This is a genomic window from Pseudomonas sp. MH9.2 (assembly GCF_034353875.1).
In the GTDB taxonomy this organism is placed as follows: Bacteria; Pseudomonadota; Gammaproteobacteria; order Pseudomonadales; family Pseudomonadaceae; genus Aquipseudomonas.
On the sequence record NZ_CP133784.1, the window covers coordinates 1,536,864 to 1,557,607 of the forward strand.

The 20,744-nt window shown below is 56.2% G+C and carries 27 protein-coding genes; 5 read left to right on the forward strand and 22 right to left on the reverse strand.

Features of this window, described 5'->3' with window-relative positions:
• Window position 1: 1 nt before the first annotated feature.
• The 4 genes from RHM55_RS07065 (at window position 2) to RHM55_RS07080 (ending at window position 3,342) form a co-directional block, all read left to right on the forward strand.
• The gene (locus RHM55_RS07065) at window positions 2-766 is read left to right on the forward strand and encodes a hypothetical protein (protein ID WP_322180554.1); all 765 of its coding nucleotides are present in this window, start codon (window positions 2-4) and stop codon (window positions 764-766) included.
• Between the two features lie 29 nt (window positions 767-795).
• Window positions 796-1,233, forward strand: a complete 438-nt coding sequence (locus RHM55_RS07070; RefSeq protein ID WP_322180556.1) for a hypothetical protein — start codon at window positions 796-798, stop codon at window positions 1,231-1,233.
• Between the two features lie 106 nt (window positions 1,234-1,339).
• Window positions 1,340-2,005, forward strand: coding sequence for a response regulator (locus RHM55_RS07075; RefSeq protein ID WP_322180558.1), 666 nt, complete (start codon window positions 1,340-1,342; stop codon window positions 2,003-2,005).
• A complete protein-coding gene (locus tag RHM55_RS07080) occupies window positions 1,981-3,342 on the forward strand; it encodes an ATP-binding protein (protein WP_322180560.1) in 1,362 nt (453 codons plus the stop codon). The genes RHM55_RS07075 and RHM55_RS07080 overlap by 25 nt, the downstream gene beginning before the upstream one ends.
• Here the strand turns inward: RHM55_RS07080 and RHM55_RS07085 are convergent.
• Entirely contained in the window at window positions 3,332-4,294 is a 963-nt protein-coding gene (locus RHM55_RS07085; RefSeq protein WP_322178783.1) for an IS30 family transposase, read from the reverse strand. The genes RHM55_RS07080 and RHM55_RS07085 overlap by 11 nt on opposite strands.
• Window positions 4,295-4,463: 169 nt before the next feature.
• Here RHM55_RS07085 and RHM55_RS07090 point away from each other — a divergent pair, with 169 nt between their 5' ends.
• Window positions 4,464-4,682, forward strand: coding sequence for a hypothetical protein (locus RHM55_RS07090; RefSeq protein ID WP_322180563.1), 219 nt, complete (start codon window positions 4,464-4,466; stop codon window positions 4,680-4,682).
• A gap of 946 nt (window positions 4,683-5,628) precedes the next feature.
• Here the strand turns inward: RHM55_RS07090 and RHM55_RS07095 are convergent.
• The 21 genes from RHM55_RS07095 to RHM55_RS07195 form a co-directional block, all read right to left on the reverse strand.
• Window positions 5,629-5,937, reverse strand: a complete 309-nt coding sequence (locus RHM55_RS07095; protein ID WP_322180565.1) for a hypothetical protein — start codon at window positions 5,935-5,937, stop codon at window positions 5,629-5,631.
• 285 nt (window positions 5,938-6,222) lie between these two features.
• Window positions 6,223-6,480: a hypothetical protein gene (locus tag RHM55_RS07100; RefSeq protein WP_322180567.1), complete on the reverse strand. Its 258-nt coding sequence runs from the start codon at window positions 6,478-6,480 to the stop codon at window positions 6,223-6,225.
• On the reverse strand, window positions 6,477-6,851 hold the full coding sequence (locus RHM55_RS07105; RefSeq protein WP_322180569.1) for a hypothetical protein: 375 nt from the start codon (window positions 6,849-6,851) through the stop codon (window positions 6,477-6,479). Before RHM55_RS07105 ends, RHM55_RS07100 begins: the two co-directional genes overlap by 4 nt.
• Window positions 6,848-7,183, reverse strand: coding sequence for a DUF6527 family protein (locus RHM55_RS07110; protein WP_322180571.1), 336 nt, complete (start codon window positions 7,181-7,183; stop codon window positions 6,848-6,850). Before RHM55_RS07110 ends, RHM55_RS07105 begins: the two co-directional genes overlap by 4 nt.
• Entirely contained in the window at window positions 7,180-7,617 is a 438-nt protein-coding gene (locus RHM55_RS07115; protein WP_322180573.1) for a cell wall hydrolase, read from the reverse strand. Before RHM55_RS07115 ends, RHM55_RS07110 begins: the two co-directional genes overlap by 4 nt.
• A gap of 243 nt (window positions 7,618-7,860) precedes the next feature.
• On the reverse strand, window positions 7,861-8,649 hold the full coding sequence (locus tag RHM55_RS07120; RefSeq protein WP_322180575.1) for a DUF2793 domain-containing protein: 789 nt from the start codon (window positions 8,647-8,649) through the stop codon (window positions 7,861-7,863).
• Complete coding sequence (locus RHM55_RS07125) at window positions 8,646-10,262, reverse strand: phage tail protein (RefSeq protein WP_322180577.1); 1,617 nt, start codon at window positions 10,260-10,262, stop codon at window positions 8,646-8,648. The genes RHM55_RS07120 and RHM55_RS07125 overlap by 4 nt, the downstream gene beginning before the upstream one ends.
• The gene (locus RHM55_RS07130) at window positions 10,259-10,837 is read right to left on the reverse strand and encodes a hypothetical protein (protein WP_322180579.1); all 579 of its coding nucleotides are present in this window, start codon (window positions 10,835-10,837) and stop codon (window positions 10,259-10,261) included. Before RHM55_RS07130 ends, RHM55_RS07125 begins: the two co-directional genes overlap by 4 nt.
• The gene (locus tag RHM55_RS07135) at window positions 10,837-11,769 is read right to left on the reverse strand and encodes a hypothetical protein (RefSeq protein WP_322180581.1); all 933 of its coding nucleotides are present in this window, start codon (window positions 11,767-11,769) and stop codon (window positions 10,837-10,839) included. The genes RHM55_RS07130 and RHM55_RS07135 overlap by 1 nt, the downstream gene beginning before the upstream one ends.
• Window positions 11,769-12,782, reverse strand: coding sequence for a hypothetical protein (locus RHM55_RS07140; RefSeq protein WP_322180583.1), 1,014 nt, complete (start codon window positions 12,780-12,782; stop codon window positions 11,769-11,771). The genes RHM55_RS07135 and RHM55_RS07140 overlap by 1 nt, the downstream gene beginning before the upstream one ends.
• Complete coding sequence (locus tag RHM55_RS07145) at window positions 12,779-13,186, reverse strand: NlpC/P60 family protein (RefSeq protein WP_322180585.1); 408 nt, start codon at window positions 13,184-13,186, stop codon at window positions 12,779-12,781. Before RHM55_RS07145 ends, RHM55_RS07140 begins: the two co-directional genes overlap by 4 nt.
• Window positions 13,183-14,100: a DUF2163 domain-containing protein gene (locus RHM55_RS07150; protein ID WP_322180588.1), complete on the reverse strand. Its 918-nt coding sequence runs from the start codon at window positions 14,098-14,100 to the stop codon at window positions 13,183-13,185. Before RHM55_RS07150 ends, RHM55_RS07145 begins: the two co-directional genes overlap by 4 nt.
• On the reverse strand, window positions 14,097-14,690 hold the full coding sequence (locus RHM55_RS07155; RefSeq protein ID WP_322180590.1) for a DUF2460 domain-containing protein: 594 nt from the start codon (window positions 14,688-14,690) through the stop codon (window positions 14,097-14,099). Before RHM55_RS07155 ends, RHM55_RS07150 begins: the two co-directional genes overlap by 4 nt.
• The gene (locus RHM55_RS07160) at window positions 14,690-18,031 is read right to left on the reverse strand and encodes a phage tail tape measure protein (protein WP_322180592.1); all 3,342 of its coding nucleotides are present in this window, start codon (window positions 18,029-18,031) and stop codon (window positions 14,690-14,692) included. The genes RHM55_RS07155 and RHM55_RS07160 overlap by 1 nt, the downstream gene beginning before the upstream one ends.
• Before the next feature lie 9 nt (window positions 18,032-18,040).
• Window positions 18,041-18,298 carry a hypothetical protein gene (locus tag RHM55_RS07165; RefSeq protein ID WP_322182778.1) on the reverse strand — a complete coding sequence of 86 codons (258 nt, stop codon included), beginning with the start codon at window positions 18,296-18,298 and terminating at the stop codon, window positions 18,041-18,043.
• 23 nt (window positions 18,299-18,321) lie between these two features.
• Window positions 18,322-18,678 carry a phage tail assembly chaperone family protein, TAC gene (locus RHM55_RS07170; protein ID WP_322180594.1) on the reverse strand — a complete coding sequence of 119 codons (357 nt, stop codon included), beginning with the start codon at window positions 18,676-18,678 and terminating at the stop codon, window positions 18,322-18,324.
• Window positions 18,678-19,175 (reverse strand): phage tail tube protein, encoded by a 498-nt coding sequence (locus tag RHM55_RS07175; protein ID WP_322180596.1) that lies wholly within the window; start codon window positions 19,173-19,175, stop codon window positions 18,678-18,680. Before RHM55_RS07175 ends, RHM55_RS07170 begins: the two co-directional genes overlap by 1 nt.
• Window positions 19,176-19,233: 58 nt before the next feature.
• Window positions 19,234-19,599, reverse strand: a complete 366-nt coding sequence (gene gp17 / locus RHM55_RS07180) for a tail completion protein gp17 (RefSeq protein ID WP_322180598.1) — start codon at window positions 19,597-19,599, stop codon at window positions 19,234-19,236.
• 8 nt (window positions 19,600-19,607) lie between these two features.
• Complete coding sequence (locus RHM55_RS07185; RefSeq protein WP_322180600.1) at window positions 19,608-20,072, reverse strand: HK97-gp10 family putative phage morphogenesis protein; 465 nt, start codon at window positions 20,070-20,072, stop codon at window positions 19,608-19,610.
• Complete coding sequence (locus RHM55_RS07190; protein ID WP_322180602.1) at window positions 20,065-20,403, reverse strand: phage head closure protein; 339 nt, start codon at window positions 20,401-20,403, stop codon at window positions 20,065-20,067. Before RHM55_RS07190 ends, RHM55_RS07185 begins: the two co-directional genes overlap by 8 nt.
• A complete protein-coding gene (locus RHM55_RS07195) occupies window positions 20,403-20,744 on the reverse strand; it encodes a head-tail connector protein (protein WP_322180607.1) in 342 nt (113 codons plus the stop codon). The genes RHM55_RS07190 and RHM55_RS07195 overlap by 1 nt, the downstream gene beginning before the upstream one ends.

Here is a 20,744-nt window from a genome sequence, read left to right on the forward strand (position 1 = left end):
CATGAATCCCGAAAAATCCGGATGGCTCAACAAAGTACCCGAAGTGACGCTGTCATTCTGGGTGATCAAGATTCTGTCCACGACGGTGGGTGAAACCGGCGCGGACTTTCTGGCCGTGGATGCCGGTTTGGGCGCTGGTTGGACGAGCATCGGCATGGCCGTCTTGCTAGCGCTCGCGTTGTGTTTTCAACTACGTACCAAGGCCTATTCACCCCGGATCTACTGGTTAACCGTGGTGCTGGTAAGCATCGTCGGGACACAGATCACGGACATCATGACCGACATGCTCGACATCAGCCTGTACACCAGCACGGCGGTCTTTGCCATTCTGCTGACGATCAATTTCCTGGTCTGGTACCGGGTGGAGCACAACCTGTCGATCCGCGAAATCGTCACCCCGCGAAGGGAGCTTTTCTACTGGACAACCGTGCTTTGCACCTTTGCACTCGGCACAGCAGCGGGCGACCTGGCCACCGAAGCGCTGGGCCTGGGTTTCACCCTTGGCGTCGTGATTTTCGGTGCGCTTATCGCCACGACTCTGCTGGCTTGGCGCTTAGGCGGCAATGTGGTGCTGACCTTTTGGATGGCATACATCCTGACCCGTCCATTTGGCGCCTCTCTCGGTGATTTGCTGACCCAAGCTAAAACTTATGGTGGCCTCGGCATGGGAGCCGCTTGGACGAGTGCCATCTTCCTGTGCGTCATTGTTCTTTTGGTCGCGGCCGCGCAAATCAGTGTTGGCAACCGTAAACCCGTCAATCAATAACCTGTCAAAAAGCCAATCAAGGAATCGTCATGCGTCCACTTCAAAATGTCATTCGCCACGTTGCCATCGTCTCGTCGATCTTTTTGCTCAGCATCGCCACCGGCTGCTCGAAACCTGCCGACAAACCTAGTGCTGGCACGCCGACCACATCGGCGAGCGCATCCGCCCAGCCAGGTTCAAAACTGGGTGATCTGTCTGAGTTCCGCACCATCGCCGCTGATGTTGCCGCGCTCGTCGATAAAAACGACCTGCCGGGGGCGAAAACCCGCATCAAGGATCTAGAAACGTCCTGGGACTCCGCCGAAGCTGGCATCAAACCCCGGGCTGCAAGTGACTGGCATGTGCTGGACAAAGCCATTGACCGGGCACTCGACGCCCTGCGCGCCAGCACACCGAAACAGGGCTATTGCAAGGCTTCGATGGATGATCTGTTGAAAGCCTTCGACTCCATGAAGGTGAAGCAGTGACCGACAGCCGCACATTGCGTTGATCCGGCGACGGACAAACGCCGACCCAGATGCTTCAATACAGGCGCGACGGTCATGATCGGCGCGCCTTTTTCTGGAGTGATAAATGCGGATATTGCTGGTCGAAGATGACCCGATGATTGGGGATGCCATTCAAGGCGCGCTGAACGATGCTAGCTACGCCGCAGACTGGGTAAAAAACGGACTCACCGCCCTTGCAGCACTGGAAACACAAGCTTATGACATGGTGCTGCTGGATCTCGGCTTGCCCGGCAAAGACGGGCTCGATGTGCTCGATGGCATTCGTGGACGCAACAACCCGGTGCCGTTGCTGATCATCACCGCAAGGGATGGACTCGATGATCGCCTGCGCGGCCTCGACGGCGGCGCAGACGACTTCCTGCTCAAACCCTTCGCCATGGCGGAGTTACTGGCACGCATCCGCGCCGTTTTACGCCGCAAAGGCGGCAGTGCCCAGTCAGTGCTGGACAACGGTGTAGTGTCGCTGGATTTGCTATCCAAACAAGCGGCTACTGCCGAAATCCCCGACATTCAACTCTCCAGCCGCGAGTTCGCCCTGTTACAGGCCCTATTAATACGACCTGGTGCCATTCTCTCGCGCAGCGAGCTGGAAGACCGTATTTACGGCTGGGGTAATGAAGTGGAAAGCAATGCGGTGGAGTTTCTGATTCATGCACTGCGGCGGAAACTGGGGAGCCATGTCATCAAGAATGTCAGGGGAATGGGATGGATGGTTTCAAAAAGCGCTTGAATGATTCGGTACAGATGCATTTGTCTGTAACGCTGTCGCTAGCCATCCTGATCGTGGCGGTACTGGCAGGTTTTTTCGCTTTTGTCTCTGCGATTAACGAGACGCACGAAATGCAGGACGAGACCTTGCGTCAAGTGGCCATCCTTTTTGATCGGCAAAAGATGACCTTCCACTATCCTGTGGTTGAACAGGTAGTTGGCGACGACGAAGAGTCCAGGGTTATCGTCCAATACCTGACCGACAGCAGTAAAGCGACCGGAAGTGATGACGCAACAACACCGTTACCCTTCCCGGTAAGACTAGCCGATGGCTTGTCGACCTTGAGCGTGGCAGGCGAAAATTTTCGCGTGCTGGTTAGAACAATGGTCGGTGGCGAACGCATCGTTGTCGCCCAAGAAGCTGACGTGCGTGAAAAAGAGGCGCGAAAGAGCGCTTGGCGTAGTCTGTTGCCGTTTCTCATTCTGTTTCCGGTGCTGTTGCTGGTGGTGAGCGATCTGGTACGCAAACTGTTCCGTCCCATAGCAACCCTCTCGGACGAAATCGATCAGCGCGACGAACAGGCGTTGCATCCTATCGACGATAACCACCTGCCAACCGAGATCCGACCTTTCGTCGTGGCCATCAATCGATTGTTGACGCGCGTTGCGCAGTCCATGGAAGCCCAGCGTCGCTTCATCGCCGATGCAGCCCACGAACTGCGCTCCCCGATGACGGCCCTGTCACTACAAGCCGAGCGACTGTCGGCCATAGAAATGTCGGCGGCGGCCTATGAACGTTTTTTGCCATTGTCTCGGGGAATTGAACGCAGCAGAAAACTGATCGATCAACTGCTGGCCCTGGCGGCAGCACAATCAAGCTCGGATCGATCACAGACATCAGTTTCAGTCCATGAAGTCTATCGACGGGTACTAGAGGACTTACTGCCGCTGGCAGAGCGCAAGCGCATCGATATCGGTGTTGAAAGCATCGAAGACGTACAGGTCAATATCAACGCAATGGATCTGTTAATCCTGGTCAAGAATCTGGTGGATAATGCTATCCGTTATACCTCCGTTGGCGGACGAGTCGACCTGACGGTAGAGTTGGCGCAGGAAACAGTGATCCTTCAAGTCAAGGACTCAGGCCCAGGCATCAGCGCGGAAGAACAAATGCTGGTGTTCGATCCGTTCTACCGAAGTTTGGGAACCGATGAAGCAGGCTCCGGGCTGGGTTTATCGATTGTAAAGGCGATAGCCGATCGTGCGGGGGCGCACATCCGATTGAGTTTTTCGGATGAGATGAAGAAGAGCGGATTATGTGTTTCGGTCTGTTTTAAAAGACCTGAATTCAACACATAAGTGCAACGCTCACCCCCGCATAGACTTCATACGGTGTCTTCCAGCCCAGGCGTTTGCGAGGGCGTAAATTTATTTGCGCGACCACACGGTTTACAGCAGCAACCGTCAGCTTGCTGAAGTCACTGCCTTTGGGAAAATACTGGCGGAGTAAACCGTTGGTATTTTCATTCGTGCCGCGCTGGCAGGACGAATACGGGTCGGCAAAATAGACCTGGCAACGGCTCTTGTTCGCGATGCGCTCATGGCCGGCAAACTCCTTGCCGTTGTCCAGCGTCAACGTATGCACCACATGCCCATTGAACTGTAAATTGATCGCCCGAGTGACTTGGCGGCTATCTGAGCGCTTGACCGGGTAAGCGCTCAGATAGCCGCTTTTACGCTCAACCAGAGTGACCAAATTACCGCCCACCCCATGCACTGTGTCACCTTCCCAGTCGCCCAGCCGTTCTCGAGTTTCGACCTCAGCAGGACGTTCAGTGATCGACACCCGATTTCGCAACTGTCCCCGCCGGTCGTGGCTTCCATAGCGTTTACGGTAACGCTTTCGACGGTGCCGCAGATGCGTATAAAGCTCGCCGCCGCCCTGTTTGTCGGTGGCAATAAACCGATAAATCCACTCATGACTGACCGCCTGATCTGGTCGCTCTTGCTTGAGCCGATGACAAATCTGCTCTGGGCTCATTCCATGGTTGAGCCATATCGCAAGGTGATGACTCAACCAGGTAACCGGTTTGCAAAACTTCCGAGCCCCAGCGCGCCGGACATCACTTTCATGGGTCGCCGAAACCGCCTCGTAAACATTTTCAGAACGGTTGCGGCGAACCTCACGACTAATCGTCGAAGGGTGCACGCCCACCTGTTTAGCAATGTTTGCTTGGCTCTCTTTAGCCCTCAGACCCGCTTCAATCTGGTAACGTTGGCCATGAGTCAGCTGCCGGTAAGGCGTGGTCATCTGCGCTTGAATCCTTTGGTGTGAGAGCCTGGATTCTACCGGTGGCTGGCTCTCTGCCTCTCGTTTCAAGCGTTGCAGTTATTCTATGAATTCAGGAGAGGTAAAACGTGAAGCTTTTGTGCTGGATTGTGAAGCGTCTCTAATATCCTGGAAACCATAACGAGCAGCTATGAGTCGACTTCTGCCGGTCAAGTCCGATGCAAAAGGCTGGTCAGGTCGAATGCTAACGGGTGGGCAAGTCAGTGCCATTACCCAACTCAGCGCGAATCCACCGGTAGCCATTCCTGACAGCCTGACATCGAGCAACGGGTTGAGCGGCTCCGGCCCGACCGGATTGCTCTTCCTGACGGTGGCTATCTCCGCATTCCGGTTCAACGCTTCGCACTGAGCTGGCTGGACATAGATGACTAAGTGATTCGAACACTCGAGCCCTAGCCTCCATACTGGGATTAAATACGCATAACATATTGTTTAATAAGGAATAAATACCATATTCAGAGTGACAAATTATCCGCTTTTGTGTGCTTATGCAAACGGTAAACCGTGGCCTGTAGCGGAGGTTTTGCGCAATCCCTCCCCCGGCGTCCTGCCGACCGGACACAATCTCATATCGACAAGCGCTCGTACCCCACCAATGCTCAGAACCTAAGACCGGCCTCACAACTTCCTCCCGTAAAATGAGAAACATTCTGTAATCCTATCGGACTTGTTCGTAGCTGATGACCATGTAATCAATAGAACTTTTCATGGAATATCACTATGCCTGCCGCACAAATCATCCTCGTCGCTATTTTCGGAGTGGCCATACTTGCCTGGGGTGTCCGCCTGGATATGAAGAACCATAAGAAAGAACAAGCTGAACGATCGAAGCCTAACGAAAGTACACGGTGAATTTTCAGATCCTTCGATTTTGCGCAAGTTGACAATGACTCACGCTTGACGAAAGGCGGAATCCCCCATAACGGGGTTCGGTCCGAACGACCAGCTTTACATCAGGTGTAACGGCGTAAAGATCAACAGGAAGCGCACCCGCACGGGCTAAATGCTAATTTTTCGGTATCCGTCCGGGGAATACACCTACCGGCCCCCAGCATTAAGGACGATTGTGCAGGCGTATTTTTAAGCGGACGCCATCACCCTTGCCTAACTGCTGCCGCATAGATGACAACCGGTTTAGTTGCGCAAGACCGGATGCCCGGACGCGTACGACTATCAGGCTTAGGTCCAGGAAGTCTCAAGCACGTAGCAGAAGTGGCGTATTACTGTGCGTTGAATGCAACTGGAAAACCTTGCTCGCACAGGGTTCGCCAGCCTTTTGCAGTGCATCCGGGAGATTACGCTTTAGTGTTTATGGTCTCGCCGGTTATCTGCCCGTTACCATTCACAACACCAGCCGTCGGGGCTGCCGTGTTTGCGGGTTGATGGTTCTGCTTTTGCATCAAACGCTGTGCCTGACGATCACCATGCCCCGCCTCTTGAGCGGTTTGCGCGGCAGTCTCAGTAGCTTCTTTCAGCGCTGCTGCGACATTACTGGCTGTGGTAGAGGCCTTTGCCTGATTTGCTTTCGCCTGAGGCTGACTTTGGGCAGAACTTAGCCCGTTGATAGTCACTGGATTTGAAGCTGATACGGATCCGATGGACATAGGTAACTCCTGAATGAATGGATCTCACGTGCGTTTTTAGTCATTGCGATTACGTCAACGTTACCCTTCGAGTCCCCGCTCTCAGGACTGCTTTGCTTACCCTCCTCGATATCAACCTATGGCAGCGCCCAGAGTAAGCACCCAGTTGTCTGGCCTCTGTCGGATAGATGTGAAAGTTTCGTTGTTTTCAGTGACGAGAGTACCGAGTTACTTGGGGATAACCACGCAAGGTATGTTGGGTAGACGCTTACGAAAAAATTAACATTCAGTCGTAGAAGTCGAGCTTTACTGGCAAGCGCTCACCGCCGCGACTAACTCCTTTTCGTAACCGATATGCTGCCGACGCTCAGCCAGCAGCGCCCTCACCTTCACCTCGAGCGAATCCGCTTTCTTCAAGCCAGCCGCAGCGAACACCGGCGCCGCAATGATTGGTGCCTTGCACGGAACCTGCACTGGAACCTCCACTCGCACAGTGCGTATTTCGGGTTCCTGCCCAGCGCATCCCGCCAGCAAAAACACCACCCCCATCAGCAGCAGTCTCATAACCCTAGTTCCTGATCAATGATCGACGCCGCAGCCATGGCCGGGTCACCGCCTGTATGTCCCTGCTGAATCGTGTTTGCCGCAGCATAGTCAGGCTTCGCCTCTTCCTTCGCCGTAGCCACTGCTATTTTGGCGGCCTCCTGTCGTTTCTCGCCCGCCTGCACCAACCCACCAAGCGCCAGCCCCTGCTCAGTGGTAAGCGCTAGCAGGTTGCCATTGACGGTCTTGGCCGAGGCTAGATCTGTCTCAGCGGTGTCGAGCAGCGGTCGATAATGTCCTGATGCCAGCCATGCTCCGCAACCGGCACCCAGCGCCAGCAGCAGTGCGATGGCCAAGCCCAGTCCGATCAACTTCCACGCGGAGTCCGTCATAGCCCCTCCTCGTCCCAATCAGGAATATCCACGGTCTGGCCAGCCAGGCCGTGCGTGCAATCGCCAAGAAACTGGATGCGGCCGTCAGTCACGAACGAATGACATATCCGGGCGGTGCGCCACTCCTTGAACTCTTCCCCCGCATCCGGGTTGGCTGGATAGCTCACCAGAATCGACGGCGTGAAGGTTGGTTTCTCAGCGTTTCCATTCCAACCCCAGCGCGGGCCAGATCCGGCACCATGCTGGATGCGATGCGCGCCATCGCAGCCTGGGCACCAGAACATCAGGCCATAATCGGCGCTGGATCGCAGCACTCTGGATAGGCAGCTCATGGCACATCCTTAAAGAAAATATGATGCCCCAGCTTCAGGGTCTGCTTGGCCTTCGACGCCCACGCTGGGGCCTTGGGCATGGTCGTGGCGTAGTAGTGAGTCGCACCGCCAGTTGGATCTGGCGCCGTACCATCGATCACCGTCGCCGCCGCACTCTGGCAAGTCGCAAACTCACCAGAAGGGATCGGCTTCGCGCCGATCAGGAATGGATAGTTCGGGTCGTTTTTGTTCCAGCAGCTGAACTGCCACGGGGCTTGGCAGACGCCGATATAGCCTTCGCCCCACCAGTCGGGCTTGCCGTCATTGTGCAGGTCGGTATCCACTCTGTTGCGGATAGACCAGGCCACGGCGATCATTCCGGCGAAGCCCTCCCCGCGCGCTTCACCCCAAAGTGTTCGGGCCACCACGTCTCTGTCGCGATCTGTTGCAGTCATCACTTTTCTCCAGGCGAAAAAAACCCGCTCAGTGGCGGGGGCGGTGTTCGACTTAAACTGTGCTGCTGTCAGCGTTGTTACTGGTCTCTGACGTTACCAATCCAGGTACTACTTACGTTGCCATACACTTCTGTTCGAGATTGTTGAGTGGTGTTGCTTGCACATCACGTTGCCCAGCAGGCTGGTGTAGCGCCTGTAGATGTGGACGAGACTGCCCCGCCAACCTCGCGTATTTCCCAGCAATCATGCGGCCACCGTCTGGCCGAGTACGTCCCAAACGTTGATCGCTACACGCTTGAGCGTGACGGTCATAGCCGCTGCCATGGTCAGCGTGCCGCCATTAGGGGTATTGAGCGTTACACCCGATGCGGGCGCCAACGTCAGCGTTCCCGCACCTGCGTGACGTATCGTTATCTCGGTGTTGTCGACCCACGCAATAGTTGCCTGCAGAGGCACCGTGATCGCAGGGGCTGCACCAGTCATTCGCAGGTATGTGCCAGCATCCGCAAGGATCAAGGTTCGCGCCGTGGCTGCCTCGATCACAACTGTTCCGTACGTTGAAGGTGCTGCCCACTCCAGGCCTTTAGCTGTGCGCGTCAAGACTTGCCCGGTTACACCCGCAGCAAGTCGCATAGGTGCGCCAGCAACGCCGCCAATAATCAGGTCGGCCGGTGCAGTCATTGGGTTGCTCAAGCCCGCAGCGGCTAACGGCGCCCATAGGTTACCGTTCCGCACATACAGGGTTGAGTCTGCCAAGTTGTAGCCGTACCGGGCCGCCTGAAAAGTCCAAAAACCAGGTGCCGCCGTCCAGCTTGCGATCATGCCCGCCTTACCCGCCCACAGACCCGTTGGCGCCGTACCGACTGCATAGCGTGCACCGTCAGCAGGTGACACTGCAGGCGCGTTCAAGCCGACGCTTACGAAAGCCAGTTGCAACAGCACGTCGATAGCAATCAGGGCGTTATTGATCCCGGCCGCTGGATCTATGGTGTTCTCTGGCACAAAGGGGATCGCGTTGCTTATCGTATTCATAGGGTGAGCGCCGTTGCGGGACCGGTGCCGGTCAGTTGATTGATTTGCGCAACGCTGATGATCACGCTGCCGCCTGGATCTGGAATGGTGAGAGTCCTTGCGATAGTTGTTTGGGTTACGCCGTTAATCGTCACCTGAAAGCCCTTGAAGAACGTACCCATGGCCACGTTTGCCCCGCCCCCGACTCTTCCGATTCCCTGCCATGCGATCACAATATTGCTGCCCACTCGGTGCGCAGTGAGATAGGCCGGAGCCTGCTCGGCCTGGGACATTCCGGTGAAGGTGTGGGTCGAGACGATTCCAGCCGATCCACCGTTGGTGGTGACGCGGAAGGTCAGCGCACGGTTGAGGCTGAACATCTCGGCATCGATGAAGAACAGACGATTGCGCTGAAGCATCACGAACCGTTCGCCTACAGGGTGCGCAGAGACGGGCGAACCCTTACGCCCGCGCAGCAGGTTGCTCAAGTCCCAGGTACCAGGGCTGGTTTCGTCGGCCTCGGCAAAGTTGATGATTTCGTTGCCGACCAATGCCAGATTCAGACGATTCATCATCCCGGCCAGGTTGGTGCTTTGCAGGTCGACGTCATCGCGCAGCAGTTTCACGCTGACAGTGTTTTGCAGATCGGAAGTAACCGGGCGGCTGTGATCACCAACTGGAGCAGTGAGCGAGCCCATGGTCGCCCGTATGCTGCCGCTGGAACGGTCGATGTAGTTCGCCCCACCATCAAGCGACAGCTCAATGACGGCGCCATCCCACGCAGGGGAAGTGCCAGATACAGCCACGTAGTAGCCGAGACAGTCATCAGAATCACGCAGGATGTGGCTGTCGATGAATTGCAACACTGTGTCGCCCACCACCAGTGTCGGCGGCTCAGCCTGTGGTGCTGCAGGAATACCGATAACGCTTGAGATGTATGCGCTGGCTCGGTCGAACGAGCATTTGTACTTCTGGAATCCCTCGTCGATTTCCACTGAGGTGATCCGCAGGCGCTCGCCGTCAAGCATGATGGTGTCCGCTACTGACAACCAGCACCATGAATCCGGCAAGCTGAATGCGTACTCGCCGCGCTGCTCTTCAATGGTGACCTTGTGCGTCACCACCACCGAACGAGCAGCGTCGTCAGCACGCATGAGCACGGTTGTTTCTGATTGCGCCTCTGACTTCGACCGGCTGTCCAAACTGCGGTCGCTGGTCTGTATATCAGCCTGAAGGCCGCCGTCGATGTCGAAGTACTGCAGGCTGAGCACTCGCGGGATATCGATAGCATCACGCCGGGTCAGCTTCTGGATGTCTTCACCGTCGTCGATCAGGTCGCCAATTTCAATCGTGGCAATCACCGGGCGCCCGCGAGGCACGAAATGCAGCGCTCCATCCCAGTTGGCCGCATCGAACAGAAAGACATTACCGAGGTTTTCAAGCCCGGTGAAGGCCCCATATTCGCTGGTCATGCTGAACCCGTCGCACATCCCGCCGAGGCCCGCCAAATCGATCTTGGCGGGCGGAATACCTGCGCGCTGGCAGATCTCGGCAACAATGGATGAAACGGCCCAACTTGCTTCCAGCGGAGCCAGGCCAAGGCCCGGCCTTGTCCACTCAGGAGGCAGACTCATCGGGCAACCTCCATCATGAATTGAAGACGCAACTGATCACTAAAGCCAATCCGCAGCAGGCTGGTGGTTACGCCGTCAGTGAGTAGTCGTTCAATCTGGTAGCGGTCGCGCTGTTGGCGGTAGTACAACCCCCCGCCGCGCACATAGGCGAGGATCACGTCGCAGCTGCTGGTCTGGGTTTGGCGCTTGTCGTCGAGAATGACCTTTGGCGTGATTGAGCCTGCCGGGAGGTCGGTAACAATCTGCGCGCCAACAGTTGGGTCATACCAGCGATAACGTGCGACACCGCCCTGCACGAACGCCAGCACCGGGCGCATGTTCTGATCGAACGTCAGGCTAATTTCCGTCAGGCCAGGCCCCGCAAACATCACGAATTCTGGCGTGTTTGGCGCGCTTACAAGCACTTGATCCTTGATTAGCAGCGCCTGCCAGATTTGGTACTGATTGCCACGGGTCGAGTCGTTAAGCGCTACGCCACCGTCCTCATAATCGACGATAGGTGTTACAGCGAGCGCACGGGCGCCCACTATATTGCCGCGCACTGTCTGAGACGAAAGCACGTTATCGGGCATCATTACAGGGTTTTCCTTGCCCATGAGTGTTTGACAACTAGCGTCAATACGTCTTCACTAGTTTTCATAATCTGAGGCGAAAACGAAATTTGACTAACACCAATACCATGCACAGTAATTATTGCACCGATGCCAGTAGCGTAGTTCGCTTGGTTCAAACCAAACGTTAACGTCCCTTCACGTGCGTAGCTCCCTGATGAATACGCGGCATCTGAGATAGATGATGCGGCTGTCACGTCGCCGGTAGGCGCGCCAGTAACAGGGCCAATTGTTCCGTCTGTAGCCTGATGCACACCAGGGTTACTCATAAGCCAAGCACCGCGCGGCATATACCAACCCTGGTATATGTTCATTGATGTAACCATTGCTGCGCGTGAAGTCCATGTATGGGTAACGCCGCGCAATACGATAGTGCCCATCACATCAGCAGTAGGCGCGTAGCAACGGAATTGATACGTTACATCCAGAATTTCGTCAGGCAATACGGTTATCGTTGTCGGGACACCCGAACCATCGACGATAAGTGCACGACTAAATAGCGACCCGGTTTCAGCCCAGCCAACGCCAACTTCCGACAAGTTGCCGACAGCCGTACCAATTGCAAATCGGTATGTCGTTGTTGCGCTGATGTAGTACGGCGCTGTTGATTGCATGGCCTGTACAGGGGTGGGGCCGCTAGCACTTCCAACACGGGCCGCTAGTGTTGTGTCGGATACGTTGGCAATAGTAGACCCGCTGCCAACTTGACAATACCATAGCCAGTCAGCGTATGCGCCCATCCTATCTAGCCCAGCGTTGGTGATAAGATTCCTGAAATCTGGAACAGGCTTGTGGCGTGAACCTTCAATCTCATTTCCATTACTATCGACTTTAAATTTCTCGACAGAAAACCAACCCTCAACAGCCTGCTCTGTATTTAGTTTAACTACACACATCAGCCTAAACTCCCACGCTGTATAGATTCGCCAGTGACGATAGCTTCTGGCGCATAATTTGCGTAACGTATAAGCGTTCGAGTCAGCGTGCCACTAACAAGTACACCGCTATCATTTACAGCTTCTGGCGCATAATTCGGATACGCTTTAAGTATTGAACGCAGTTCGGCGCGTATCAATGTTTCAGCGATAAGCTGGGTGCCCTCAGGCGCATAGTTTCGATACGTTTGAAGCATTGAACGCATCGAACCCGTGACTAATGATTCGCCCGAATCGACACCCTCAACCCGATTGATAAATGGTGCCCCGCGCAAACCAACCGTACCGTTTTCCTGGACTGCCTGGATATCCTCAATCGGATAAATACGCGATGTAAGCGGCATGCCCTCGGCGCGCTCAACCTCGAAAATGAACTGCGGAATTGCACCGCCCAGGTCGGTCAGGTCTTCGTCACTCATAGTCATGTAGCAGGTACCACGGTGAGCCGTGACCGCAGCTACGCCGAAGATCGATTGCAGCGCCGGCGATGGAAGCTGATCCCAGCCGCCCAGGTAGAAAGTGGCCTTGGTCAGGAACACACCATTATTGGTCGCGCCCCAGGCATTGCCGCGCCCGTCGTACACCAGCTTCGTGTTGCGCCAGACACGGCGTATGCCGGTGATTGGCCCCTCACAGATACGAATTGCGTAGGTGCGATAGACCGCATTGACCATCGTCTTTTTACTCTTGCTACCCCCGCCCTTCCCGCCGCTGTCTGTTTCGGACTCGATCTGACGAATGATCGGCTCGGAGGTGGCAATTATGTTGCCACCGATGGGCCGGACGATGCCCCATATGATCGGACGGGCCACCCCTTCCTTGCTGGTCTGCGATGCCATCTCACCCAGCGATGCACCTTGCAGTGGCTTGGCACCGAACTTCCTGTCCAGCCAGCCTGGAATGCCCAGGCCGAGGATGTTGGTGGCCTTGAATATCGCGCTGTCGCGGCCAAAGAGCGTTGCGCTGAGGCTCATGGTCGATAAACCTCAATGATGCGTTTGTGCCAGGCCTCGTCGATCCGGTGCTCGCAGACCGCGACCAGACTGTAGGAGTGAATCAGGGACAGTCCGCCCGGGTAATCGCCAATGACGCCGACGTGCGAAGGCTCGGCGCCGCCATCCCAACTGATCAGCGCGATATCGCCCGGTTGCCATGCCTCTACTGGCTCGCCAAGCTGGTCGCGCATCTCTTGCCGCAAGCCGTCATTCCACGGCTCACGACCGTAGTTCTGCCGGTCGACCATCTCAAGCCCGCCGGCAGCCACTGCGCGAATCACCAGACCGATGCAGTCCAGCGACCAGGGCTTGCGGCCGCGATGGCGCCATTTCACGCCGATGTAGCTGCGGGCCTCGGCAACGCGAAGCTCAGCGGGCGTCATTCGACCACCTGCGAACCAACGAAACCGCCTGCTATCTGGCCACCCGGTGTTAACAGAGGGACGCCGTCACCAATCGGAATCAGTGGCTCGCCCTTGTAGTTGATGAAGTTGCCGAAGGCAGTGCACGCCGTAGGGTTTTTGGGGCAGTCGCGGCGGATGTCGAAGGTGTCGCCGACCTGCACGTCGAACGGAAGCGGCTCAAGTAGGCCAATAGTTCCAGACACCGAGCTGTACGCCTCGATCTGATACAAGCGGCTGGCACTGGCATTGCGGCCGCCAGTCCAGCGGATGCGGCCAGGGATCGGCGAAGGGTTCAGCAGGAGCGCGCTGTCTGCAAATACTCGGCGTGGTTCATCACCCATGCCCGTCACAGCCGCCGACATCCATAGCACCTCGGCATTCACGCCGCAGCCGGTCTGTGTGTTGGCCGGAGTGCCGAAAGTTGCCCGGCAGGTCCGACTGTCCACATGCCCGATTGCCTGGCGCAAGCGCATCGCATAACTGAGCAGCTCAGGCATGTAAGCCACACCACTCTGGGTCGTAACCTCCCCGGTGTCGCCCGCATCAATGATCATGTGACCCATGTTCAGGTCGCGATAATTGATCAGCAGCATTTCCCACTGGGCATTGTCGAGCTGGCCAGAGACCACTATTTCAAGAGTAATGCCCAAGGCATCTGCCGACAGCAGCGCATAGCCTTCCGAGTTATCGACGCTCAGTCCGGCGTCCGTGGCGATCACGCTCGAGTCAAAGCCGTTGACCGATGAATAGGTGACGCCCTGGTACACAACATCCCGGTCAAGCGAGGTCAGGCCAAAGATGCGGCCGTCAGCCAAGATGAAGCGAAGGATGCGGCAGGTCGTGGTGACGGGTTGCTGCAAGTGAGCGCGTAAGGCTGTTGGAATAGTTCTCACTGGCGATCCTCCACAAGGTCAACATCTGCGGTCAGCACATACCCATTGCTGAATCGGGCGATGGGGTCGCAGTCGAGACGGTCAGATTCAAAGCGAACCGGAACATCAAACTCGCCTGACCAGGTGATCGGCGAACCCGGTGGGGCCGTGACGGTGACCATGCCGGTCGTGTAATTGACACTGGCTGCTACCGGCTGGCCACCCTCATAAATAACGATCGTCCCGGCCACCGGTTTGGTAATCGGACGGGCAAAGCTGATGGGACCAAAGGCATAAGACTTCGACAGGGCAAGGGTCTGTGCAACACCGGTGCCCTCCCCAATCAACTCATGTTCGCCGAGATAATCCGTCCAATCCTTGAACCGGAATGCAATCAGACTTCCCATACAGGCCATGTGTGCGCCGCGAACCAATAGATGGTCCTCAGGCTTTAGCGCCTGGTAGGTCACGCTGTATCTGCCCAATGGCAGAGCCCAATCCGCATTACGGCGCTCACGCCCATTACGCAACTGGGTGATGCGTGTTTTGAATTCCTGCCCGAACTGCGACCCGTAAGAGACGCAGTCCAACAGCCTGGTTTCGTTGAACATCAGCCAAGCCTCGCTTGAGCGATACGTTGTTTGCGGGCAGCGTCATTGTTGAGCTGTGTAGAGGTGCGGCGGTCTACACGACCCTGGACGTTGATGGTTTGGTTGACTACTGATTGGCGCCCGCTGTTGCCCTGGCCACCTGATGACTCGATACCCGCAAGGGTTTTGTCCAGCTTTGCGCTGGTCTGGGCAGTTGTGACGCGCTCGCCCTTTTGCAGGAGCCAGGTGCCGTCTTGCGGTACAGAGTCGATACCGTCGTGCGCCATACCCGAGAGTGCAGCGCCTTTGGCAACGGCGTTGGTTGCCAAAATACCGGCAATGGCTGGAACAGAGTTGCCACCGAAGGACGCGAGCGAAGCGGCGGCGGCAGCAGGCGCGTACGCCGTAGCGATTGCAGTACCTGTAATGCCTGCACTGGCGATGGCCGCGGTATCACCAACTCCACCAATAACCAGTTTTATGGCTTGATGGATTAGCCATTGCGCAATCATGTCGGCCAAGCCTTTGACCAGCGAAGTCACCATGCTGTCGACGATGTTCCGGAACGAATCGCCAAGGCTCTGGTTCTCAAGAATCATTGCTGAAATGGCATCGCCGAAACTGCCTTGCAGGGTATCGAGCTGACTTGATACCTGATCGTTTACGATTTGCGCGTAATCACTCGCCGTATCGGCATAGTTCGCCCACGCCTCAGAAACGCCATCAAGCCAATCGTTCTGTGCTTGGTCCTGACGCTCATAGTATTTTTCTTGCAGCTCCATGCGCTTATCGAGGTTTTCGCTAAGCAAGTCCGTCTCTTTAGCGTAAACATCATCTGATATGGCACCGCTGTTCTGCTGTTCTTGCAGGTCTTTAATGTCCTGCGCATATTGTTGACGAATCGCAAGGTCTTGCTTCAGTCGATCCCTGACCTTGTCACCCATGCCCGCCCCAGCCAGCTCCAGGTCGAAACCGTTTTTCTGGGTCTGGTAGGCAATGTCCTGCGCGGCCGCAAACGCTGCAACTTTGGCGGCGTCCTCGTTGGTTTGCTTTAACTGCTTCTTGATGTCCAGCTCGGCAGCAAGCCCTTTAAGTCGCTCCTGCTGCTCAGCATTGATCCCAACCAACTTTCCCGACTCAATTTCGAAGGCCAGCTGAGAGACTTCACTCGCCTTTTTTCGCTTATCGGTGGTGGTGTTGATCAGCTCAATTTCTCGCTCATATCCCTCCGCCGAGTTTTCGAAAGCGGTCAGCAATTTTTGCGCAGCCGCAGCGGCCGCCGAAATTTCTTTGTTGCTTTCGCGCTGACTGCTTATCAGCAGCTTATTGGCGGCGACCTGCGATTTGACAGCCGTCGCAGCCGACACAATGGCAACACGGTCAGTCTCGGAAAGATCGGCATGTTCTGCGATGTAGCGGTTCGCCTCTTTCACCGCATCGCCATTGTCTTGCAGGCTTCCGAGCTGTTTTGTCAGCGTATCGAGATACTTTTGCCCGGCCCCAGTAAAGCCAGCTTTGGCGATATTATTGGCATTTGCCTCGGCCGTGTTGCGGGCTAAAATATCGCTCTGAAGTGCCAACCTATCGTTAACTTGGCGCAATACAACGTCCGCGTCTGCCACGACGCTCGCTTGCGTTTCCCAACTTTTCAGCTGTGCCGGACTGATCTGCCCACTGGAGGCTGCTTCGCGAAGGATTGGCCCCAACGCTTCGCCATTCGCTTTCGCCTCATCCAGCTTTCCAATAAAGGCATCGTAGCTGCGAACCTGATCGGCGACTTTTGCCAGATCGACCATTTCAATGTTGGAAATGTCGACAAGCCCACTTTGGACGGACGTCTTTAGATCGGCATAGGCGTTATCCACGGCCATCGTGGCGCCCAGCTGCTTGTCGCGCCAGACATTCACCTGATTTTGCTGCTGGTCCGCATTTAACTTATTGAACTCAAGCCGTACTTGATCGACAGCGGTACCCAGGCTGCTCAGGTCCCCCTTCAGCTTGTCCGATTTGCTGCTGAAATCAACGAACGAAAGCGCAACAGCTCCTGCAATGAATGCCAGCCCGACTGGCCCCCCAAGCAGCGCGAGCAATCCCGAGCCGGCACGTACTAAGCCGGCGCCAGCTGCGCTTGCTGCCCGCAGAGCAAAGCCGTAAGCAGTTGTAGCGGATGCGGAGAGCGTTGCCGCAGTCGCTTCAGCTCCTCGTGCCCCAGAAAGTGCAGCACTCGCCGCGAGTGCCTTGGCCTTGGCCGCATCAAGCAGCCTCTCAGCAATGGCTATGTCATTCACGCTGGTAGCCAGCGCAAGATTTAGGCGAGCGTTGGTCACTGCGTTTTTTGCGGTGACTAGATCCACCTCAGCTTTACGCACGGCAGCCGCCGTGGCTACAGCGTTGGCGGCTGCAACTTCACCCATCGCGAGGACGTTCATGCCGGCAGCGATGGCTGTATTTGCAAAGCCGGCGGCAACTCGACCAAGGGCACCAACTAAGCCGACCCCCAGTACAGATACGATTTTTTCGATGTTGGCCGTATCAAGCGATTTGGAAATACTGACCAATGCGCCAGCCGCCTCCACCGAAACGCCCGTCAACTGATCCATGGTCCCGACAGTGCGGGTCACTGAGTTTTGAACGGTCGTGAAAGCATGCGCAATAGTGGTCTGTGCTTTAGCAAACGCCGCGTCGATTGCCTCCGTTTGCCCAAGAATCGCGTTAAATACTGCCTTGGATGTGAGCGTGCCTGCTGCACCCAGGGTGCGCAGCTCGCCAACCGTGACACCCATGCCTGCCGCAATAGCATTCGCCAGAGCGGGTGCTTGCTCCATCACAGAGTTCAGCTCTTCACCGCGAAGCACACCCGAGGCAAAGGCCTGGCCTAACTGGACCAAAGCAGCTGAGGCGGACTCAGCAGAAACACCTGATGCCGACATGGCTTTGCTGATCGATTCGGTCACCCGGATTGCTTCAGTCTGTGAGACACCCAGCACCTTGGTGCTGGACGCAATCCGCTGGTACAGCTCGGCGGTAGGCTCGAGCGCAGAGGTTGACCGCTGAGCAACGTCGAACACCGCCTGCGTGGCTACAGCCAGCTCCTGCTGAGTACCAGTGACTTGCTTCAACCTGTTTTGGACGGAGGTCCAGGTTTCGGCGTACTGAACGATCTGCTGCGTACCCAGGTAGCCAACAGCAGCCACCCCGATGGTTTTCAGCGAATTGGTAACCGACTGGCTAGCATTCTTGGCACTGCTTTCGATCTGGCCCATCGACTTTTTGGCGGATTCACCGGCCTTGTCCATTGGCCCGGTAAAGCCGCCGATTTTTGCTATGAGGTCGAGCGTCAGAGTGCCCAGCGAGCGAGCCATGCGCGTTCCTTACTGCCATGTTTCCATAGCGCGTTCGAGTGTCAGTTCTGGTAGGTCCATATGAGGCGCGAAGTCCTCAATGGCGAATGTTTTTTTGCCGGTTTTGACGTTGCCGTACAACGTCATGAAACGCGCTATCGCCACCTCGATACGCATCCCCTGATTCAACGATCCGCGCTTGCCGCGAAACTTGCACCAGATCATAAATTCAGGGTACGTAATGTTTTCTTGCGCTTCGGCGATGGTGCGGCCGCCGATTCCGTTCATCACCAGCTCGCACCATATTTCGTCTATTTTTTCGAGGTCGGCGTCTTTCCCAGGTTCTGCACTTCACCAATGGTGATCAGCAGAGCGTGAGTCAGCGAGTCGGCGATAGGCCCGCGCTCGGGGTCGTTTTCGCCGGTGAGGTCTGCCACGGCAAACACAGGCTTTCCGTCGCCATCACAGATGCTGGAGGCGATCCTTGCGGCTAAGAAATTGTCATTGCGAACAGAGCTGATATCACCCACGGCCGTGTGATAACCCAGCGGGCGGATATACGTTTTAAACTTGTGCTTCACGCCGTCATGTTCCCAAACGATTTCCTTGGGTACCGGCTTCGATGTGAACGCTTTGGACTTGGTGAGGTTTTCAATACTCAGGTCCATCACACGGCGACCTTACGAATCCAGGCTGAGCCGCCCGAGCGCTGGATGGTGGCTGCGGTGGTCACGACAGTGTTGGCTGCAAAGTCGAACGGAAAGTCGCTGACATAGCCATCGAAAACGAACCAGGTGCGCGTTTTGGGCAGCACGAAGTCATCGCCTTCAGTGCTGAGGGTTGGGGGAATATCTTTCCCATCAGACCAGCCAACAACCCAGTGCACACTTTCAATCGTGTCGTCTTCAGACAGCTGATACAAGCGCACATGGGATTCATTACGCGGGTCAGCATTGAGCGTCAGCGAGGCCTGACCAGGCGTGCGCAAGCCACGCATATAGCTGCGAACCATTGCGCTCAGGCAAGTGGTCTCGATCTGGTCAGCAGGATTACCGCCTGGACTGAATGCCGTTGCGCACTCGATTTCGATGACTTCCAGCTTTGCTGGGTCAGCTATGGTGGGTACGAGAGCATAGATCTGCGTGCCCTGGGCAAGAATGGACATAGGTGTCTCCTACAGACGAAAAAAAACCCGCATAGGGCGGGCAGAATTTGCGGGTGGGTTAACGCGGGACTAACCAGTCAACATCGAAGCTGTAGCGGTAGGTTTTGGTTTGAGGATCTCTCGACTCACCACCCCAGCGGATGATGTAAGCCTGCAACTCGATGGCGTCCCGGATGGCCGCTGCAATTGCTCGCACCTGAGAACCTGTCGGAGCATAGGCATCCACTTGCAGCGTGAAACCGTCCACGTCCGGGCGACCAGCCAGGTAGTTTTCCGGGCTGCCAGTGATCATTTGCCACACTGCGTAAGGGTTTACGGTGTCTTGGGGTGCCTCGCCAAATGGATAAAGTCTTGTCGGGCTGGTGCCCAGCAACGCGGTCACGCCCGCATCGGCAGCGCAGACCGCAAATATCGGTGCAAACATCGGCCACCTCAGACTAATCGATCAATTTCGCTACGAAGTTCGGCAGCAAGCTTTTCGGTCACCGCTGCGACATTGCTTTGCAGCGCGGGCCGCAAAAACGGATGAGCCTGCATGTGCTCTGTACCGAGCTCAATGTACCTCCAGTGCCGGGTGTCACCGCCGGGATTACCGGAAGCGTCCTGGCTGTACTGGTTTCTGCTGGCACCGCCACGAACGCCAACACGCATCATGATCCCGCCTTCGCGCTTGCCGCCGCGCGGAGACTCCTGGGTCACGATGTTTTTCCAGACCTTCTCCTTGGTTTGCGGATCATCGATCGCCTTGGCATTCGCTCGAGCAGCATCGCGGACGATGTTCATTGCTTTGCGGGAAGCACGGCGCAGACCTGTTTTTTGCAAGCGAGGCGCGAGGGTTTTCAGCTTTTCGATAACGCCATTGAGACCTTCAACTCTGAATTCAATGCTGTCAGCCATCATTCACCCCTGCAGCGACAAGCAAGGTCAGGTACTCCAGCCCTGATACCTTGTCAGGGAGTGGTAGGCCTTGGATGTTGTAGATCACGTCGCGGTGAAGGATGCGCATCGTCGGCAGGATGCCAGTCCGGTACCGGATAACGATCCGGGCGCTGACCTCTGACTGGCCTGCCTTAGCTGCGATGAGATCGCGAGCGCTGAGTGCCTCAATGGAAGCCGGAACCTTGCTCCAGACTAATGTCCAACCCTCAAGCATTTCACCTGTGGCCGGATCCTGCTGCAGACCTGGTGCTTCGAAGTCCAAACGATGCCGCAGTTTTCCTGAGCGCATCACACCCCCCAGCCAATACGATACGGCGTGAGCAGTGAGCGAGAACCCATCGGCAGTTGAGAAGAGGTCGCGCCCACAATGACGTCTTCCCTGCTCTCAAAAAGGCTGCCCAAGATCAGCAAGCAAGCAGCACGGACAGACGGATTTATCAGAATCGGATCAGTACCAGCAACGCCATCCAATACCGCTTGATCCAGCGCCTGCTGGTCAGCATAAAAATGTCTGTTAAGAAATTGTGCAGCGCTGTCCTCGGCAGCCTCGAGCAACAACACTACATAATCCGAATCTTCCTGCTCAGCCCGTAAGTGCTGCATGGCAACATCGACGGTGATAGCAGTCAT

Excerpts from the sequence above, each read along its gene's own strand:
- RHM55_RS07135 (WP_322180581.1), bottom strand. The coding sequence starts at position 11,769 with ATGTGTGTAGTTAAACTAAATACAGAGCAGGCTGTTGAGGGTTGGTTT.
- RHM55_RS07170 (WP_322180594.1), bottom strand. The coding sequence starts at position 18,678 with ATGGACCTGAGTATTGAAAACCTCACCAAGTCCAAAGCGTTCACATCG.
- RHM55_RS07080 (WP_322180560.1), top strand. The coding sequence starts at position 1,981 with ATGGATGGTTTCAAAAAGCGCTTGAATGATTCGGTACAGATGCATTTG.
- RHM55_RS07110 (WP_322180571.1), bottom strand. The coding sequence starts at position 7,183 with ATGAGCTGCCTATCCAGAGTGCTGCGATCCAGCGCCGATTATGGCCTG.
- RHM55_RS07115 (WP_322180573.1), bottom strand. The coding sequence starts at position 7,617 with ATGACTGCAACAGATCGCGACAGAGACGTGGTGGCCCGAACACTTTGG.
- RHM55_RS07145 (WP_322180585.1), bottom strand. The coding sequence starts at position 13,186 with ATGACGCCCGCTGAGCTTCGCGTTGCCGAGGCCCGCAGCTACATCGGC.
- RHM55_RS07075 (WP_322180558.1), top strand. The coding sequence starts at position 1,340 with ATGCGGATATTGCTGGTCGAAGATGACCCGATGATTGGGGATGCCATT.
- RHM55_RS07085 (WP_322178783.1), bottom strand. The coding sequence starts at position 4,294 with ATGACCACGCCTTACCGGCAGCTGACTCATGGCCAACGTTACCAGATT.
- RHM55_RS07090 (WP_322180563.1), top strand. The coding sequence starts at position 4,464 with ATGAGTCGACTTCTGCCGGTCAAGTCCGATGCAAAAGGCTGGTCAGGT.
- RHM55_RS07140 (WP_322180583.1), bottom strand. The coding sequence starts at position 12,782 with ATGAGCCTCAGCGCAACGCTCTTTGGCCGCGACAGCGCGATATTCAAG.
- RHM55_RS07095 (WP_322180565.1), bottom strand. The coding sequence starts at position 5,937 with ATGTCCATCGGATCCGTATCAGCTTCAAATCCAGTGACTATCAACGGG.
- RHM55_RS07195 (WP_322180607.1), bottom strand. The coding sequence starts at position 20,744 with ATGACTGCTATCACCGTCGATGTTGCCATGCAGCACTTACGGGCTGAG.
- RHM55_RS07105 (WP_322180569.1), bottom strand. The coding sequence starts at position 6,851 with ATGACGGACTCCGCGTGGAAGTTGATCGGACTGGGCTTGGCCATCGCA.
- RHM55_RS07070 (WP_322180556.1), top strand. The coding sequence starts at position 796 with ATGCGTCCACTTCAAAATGTCATTCGCCACGTTGCCATCGTCTCGTCG.
- RHM55_RS07100 (WP_322180567.1), bottom strand. The coding sequence starts at position 6,480 with ATGAGACTGCTGCTGATGGGGGTGGTGTTTTTGCTGGCGGGATGCGCT.
- RHM55_RS07155 (WP_322180590.1), bottom strand. The coding sequence starts at position 14,690 with ATGTTCAACGAAACCAGGCTGTTGGACTGCGTCTCTTACGGGTCGCAG.
- RHM55_RS07185 (WP_322180600.1), bottom strand. The coding sequence starts at position 20,072 with ATGGCTGACAGCATTGAATTCAGAGTTGAAGGTCTCAATGGCGTTATC.
- RHM55_RS07065 (WP_322180554.1), top strand. The coding sequence starts at position 2 with ATGAATCCCGAAAAATCCGGATGGCTCAACAAAGTACCCGAAGTGACG.
- RHM55_RS07125 (WP_322180577.1), bottom strand. The coding sequence starts at position 10,262 with ATGAGTCTGCCTCCTGAGTGGACAAGGCCGGGCCTTGGCCTGGCTCCG.
- RHM55_RS07160 (WP_322180592.1), bottom strand. The coding sequence starts at position 18,031 with ATGGCTCGCTCGCTGGGCACTCTGACGCTCGACCTCATAGCAAAAATC.
- RHM55_RS07175 (WP_322180596.1), bottom strand. The coding sequence starts at position 19,175 with ATGTCCATTCTTGCCCAGGGCACGCAGATCTATGCTCTCGTACCCACC.
- RHM55_RS07120 (WP_322180575.1), bottom strand. The coding sequence starts at position 8,649 with ATGAATACGATAAGCAACGCGATCCCCTTTGTGCCAGAGAACACCATA.
- RHM55_RS07190 (WP_322180602.1), bottom strand. The coding sequence starts at position 20,403 with ATGCGCTCAGGAAAACTGCGGCATCGTTTGGACTTCGAAGCACCAGGT.
- RHM55_RS07165 (WP_322182778.1), bottom strand. The coding sequence starts at position 18,298 with ATGAACGGAATCGGCGGCCGCACCATCGCCGAAGCGCAAGAAAACATT.
- RHM55_RS07130 (WP_322180579.1), bottom strand. The coding sequence starts at position 10,837 with ATGATGCCCGATAACGTGCTTTCGTCTCAGACAGTGCGCGGCAATATA.
- gp17 (WP_322180598.1), bottom strand. The coding sequence starts at position 19,599 with ATGTTTGCACCGATATTTGCGGTCTGCGCTGCCGATGCGGGCGTGACC.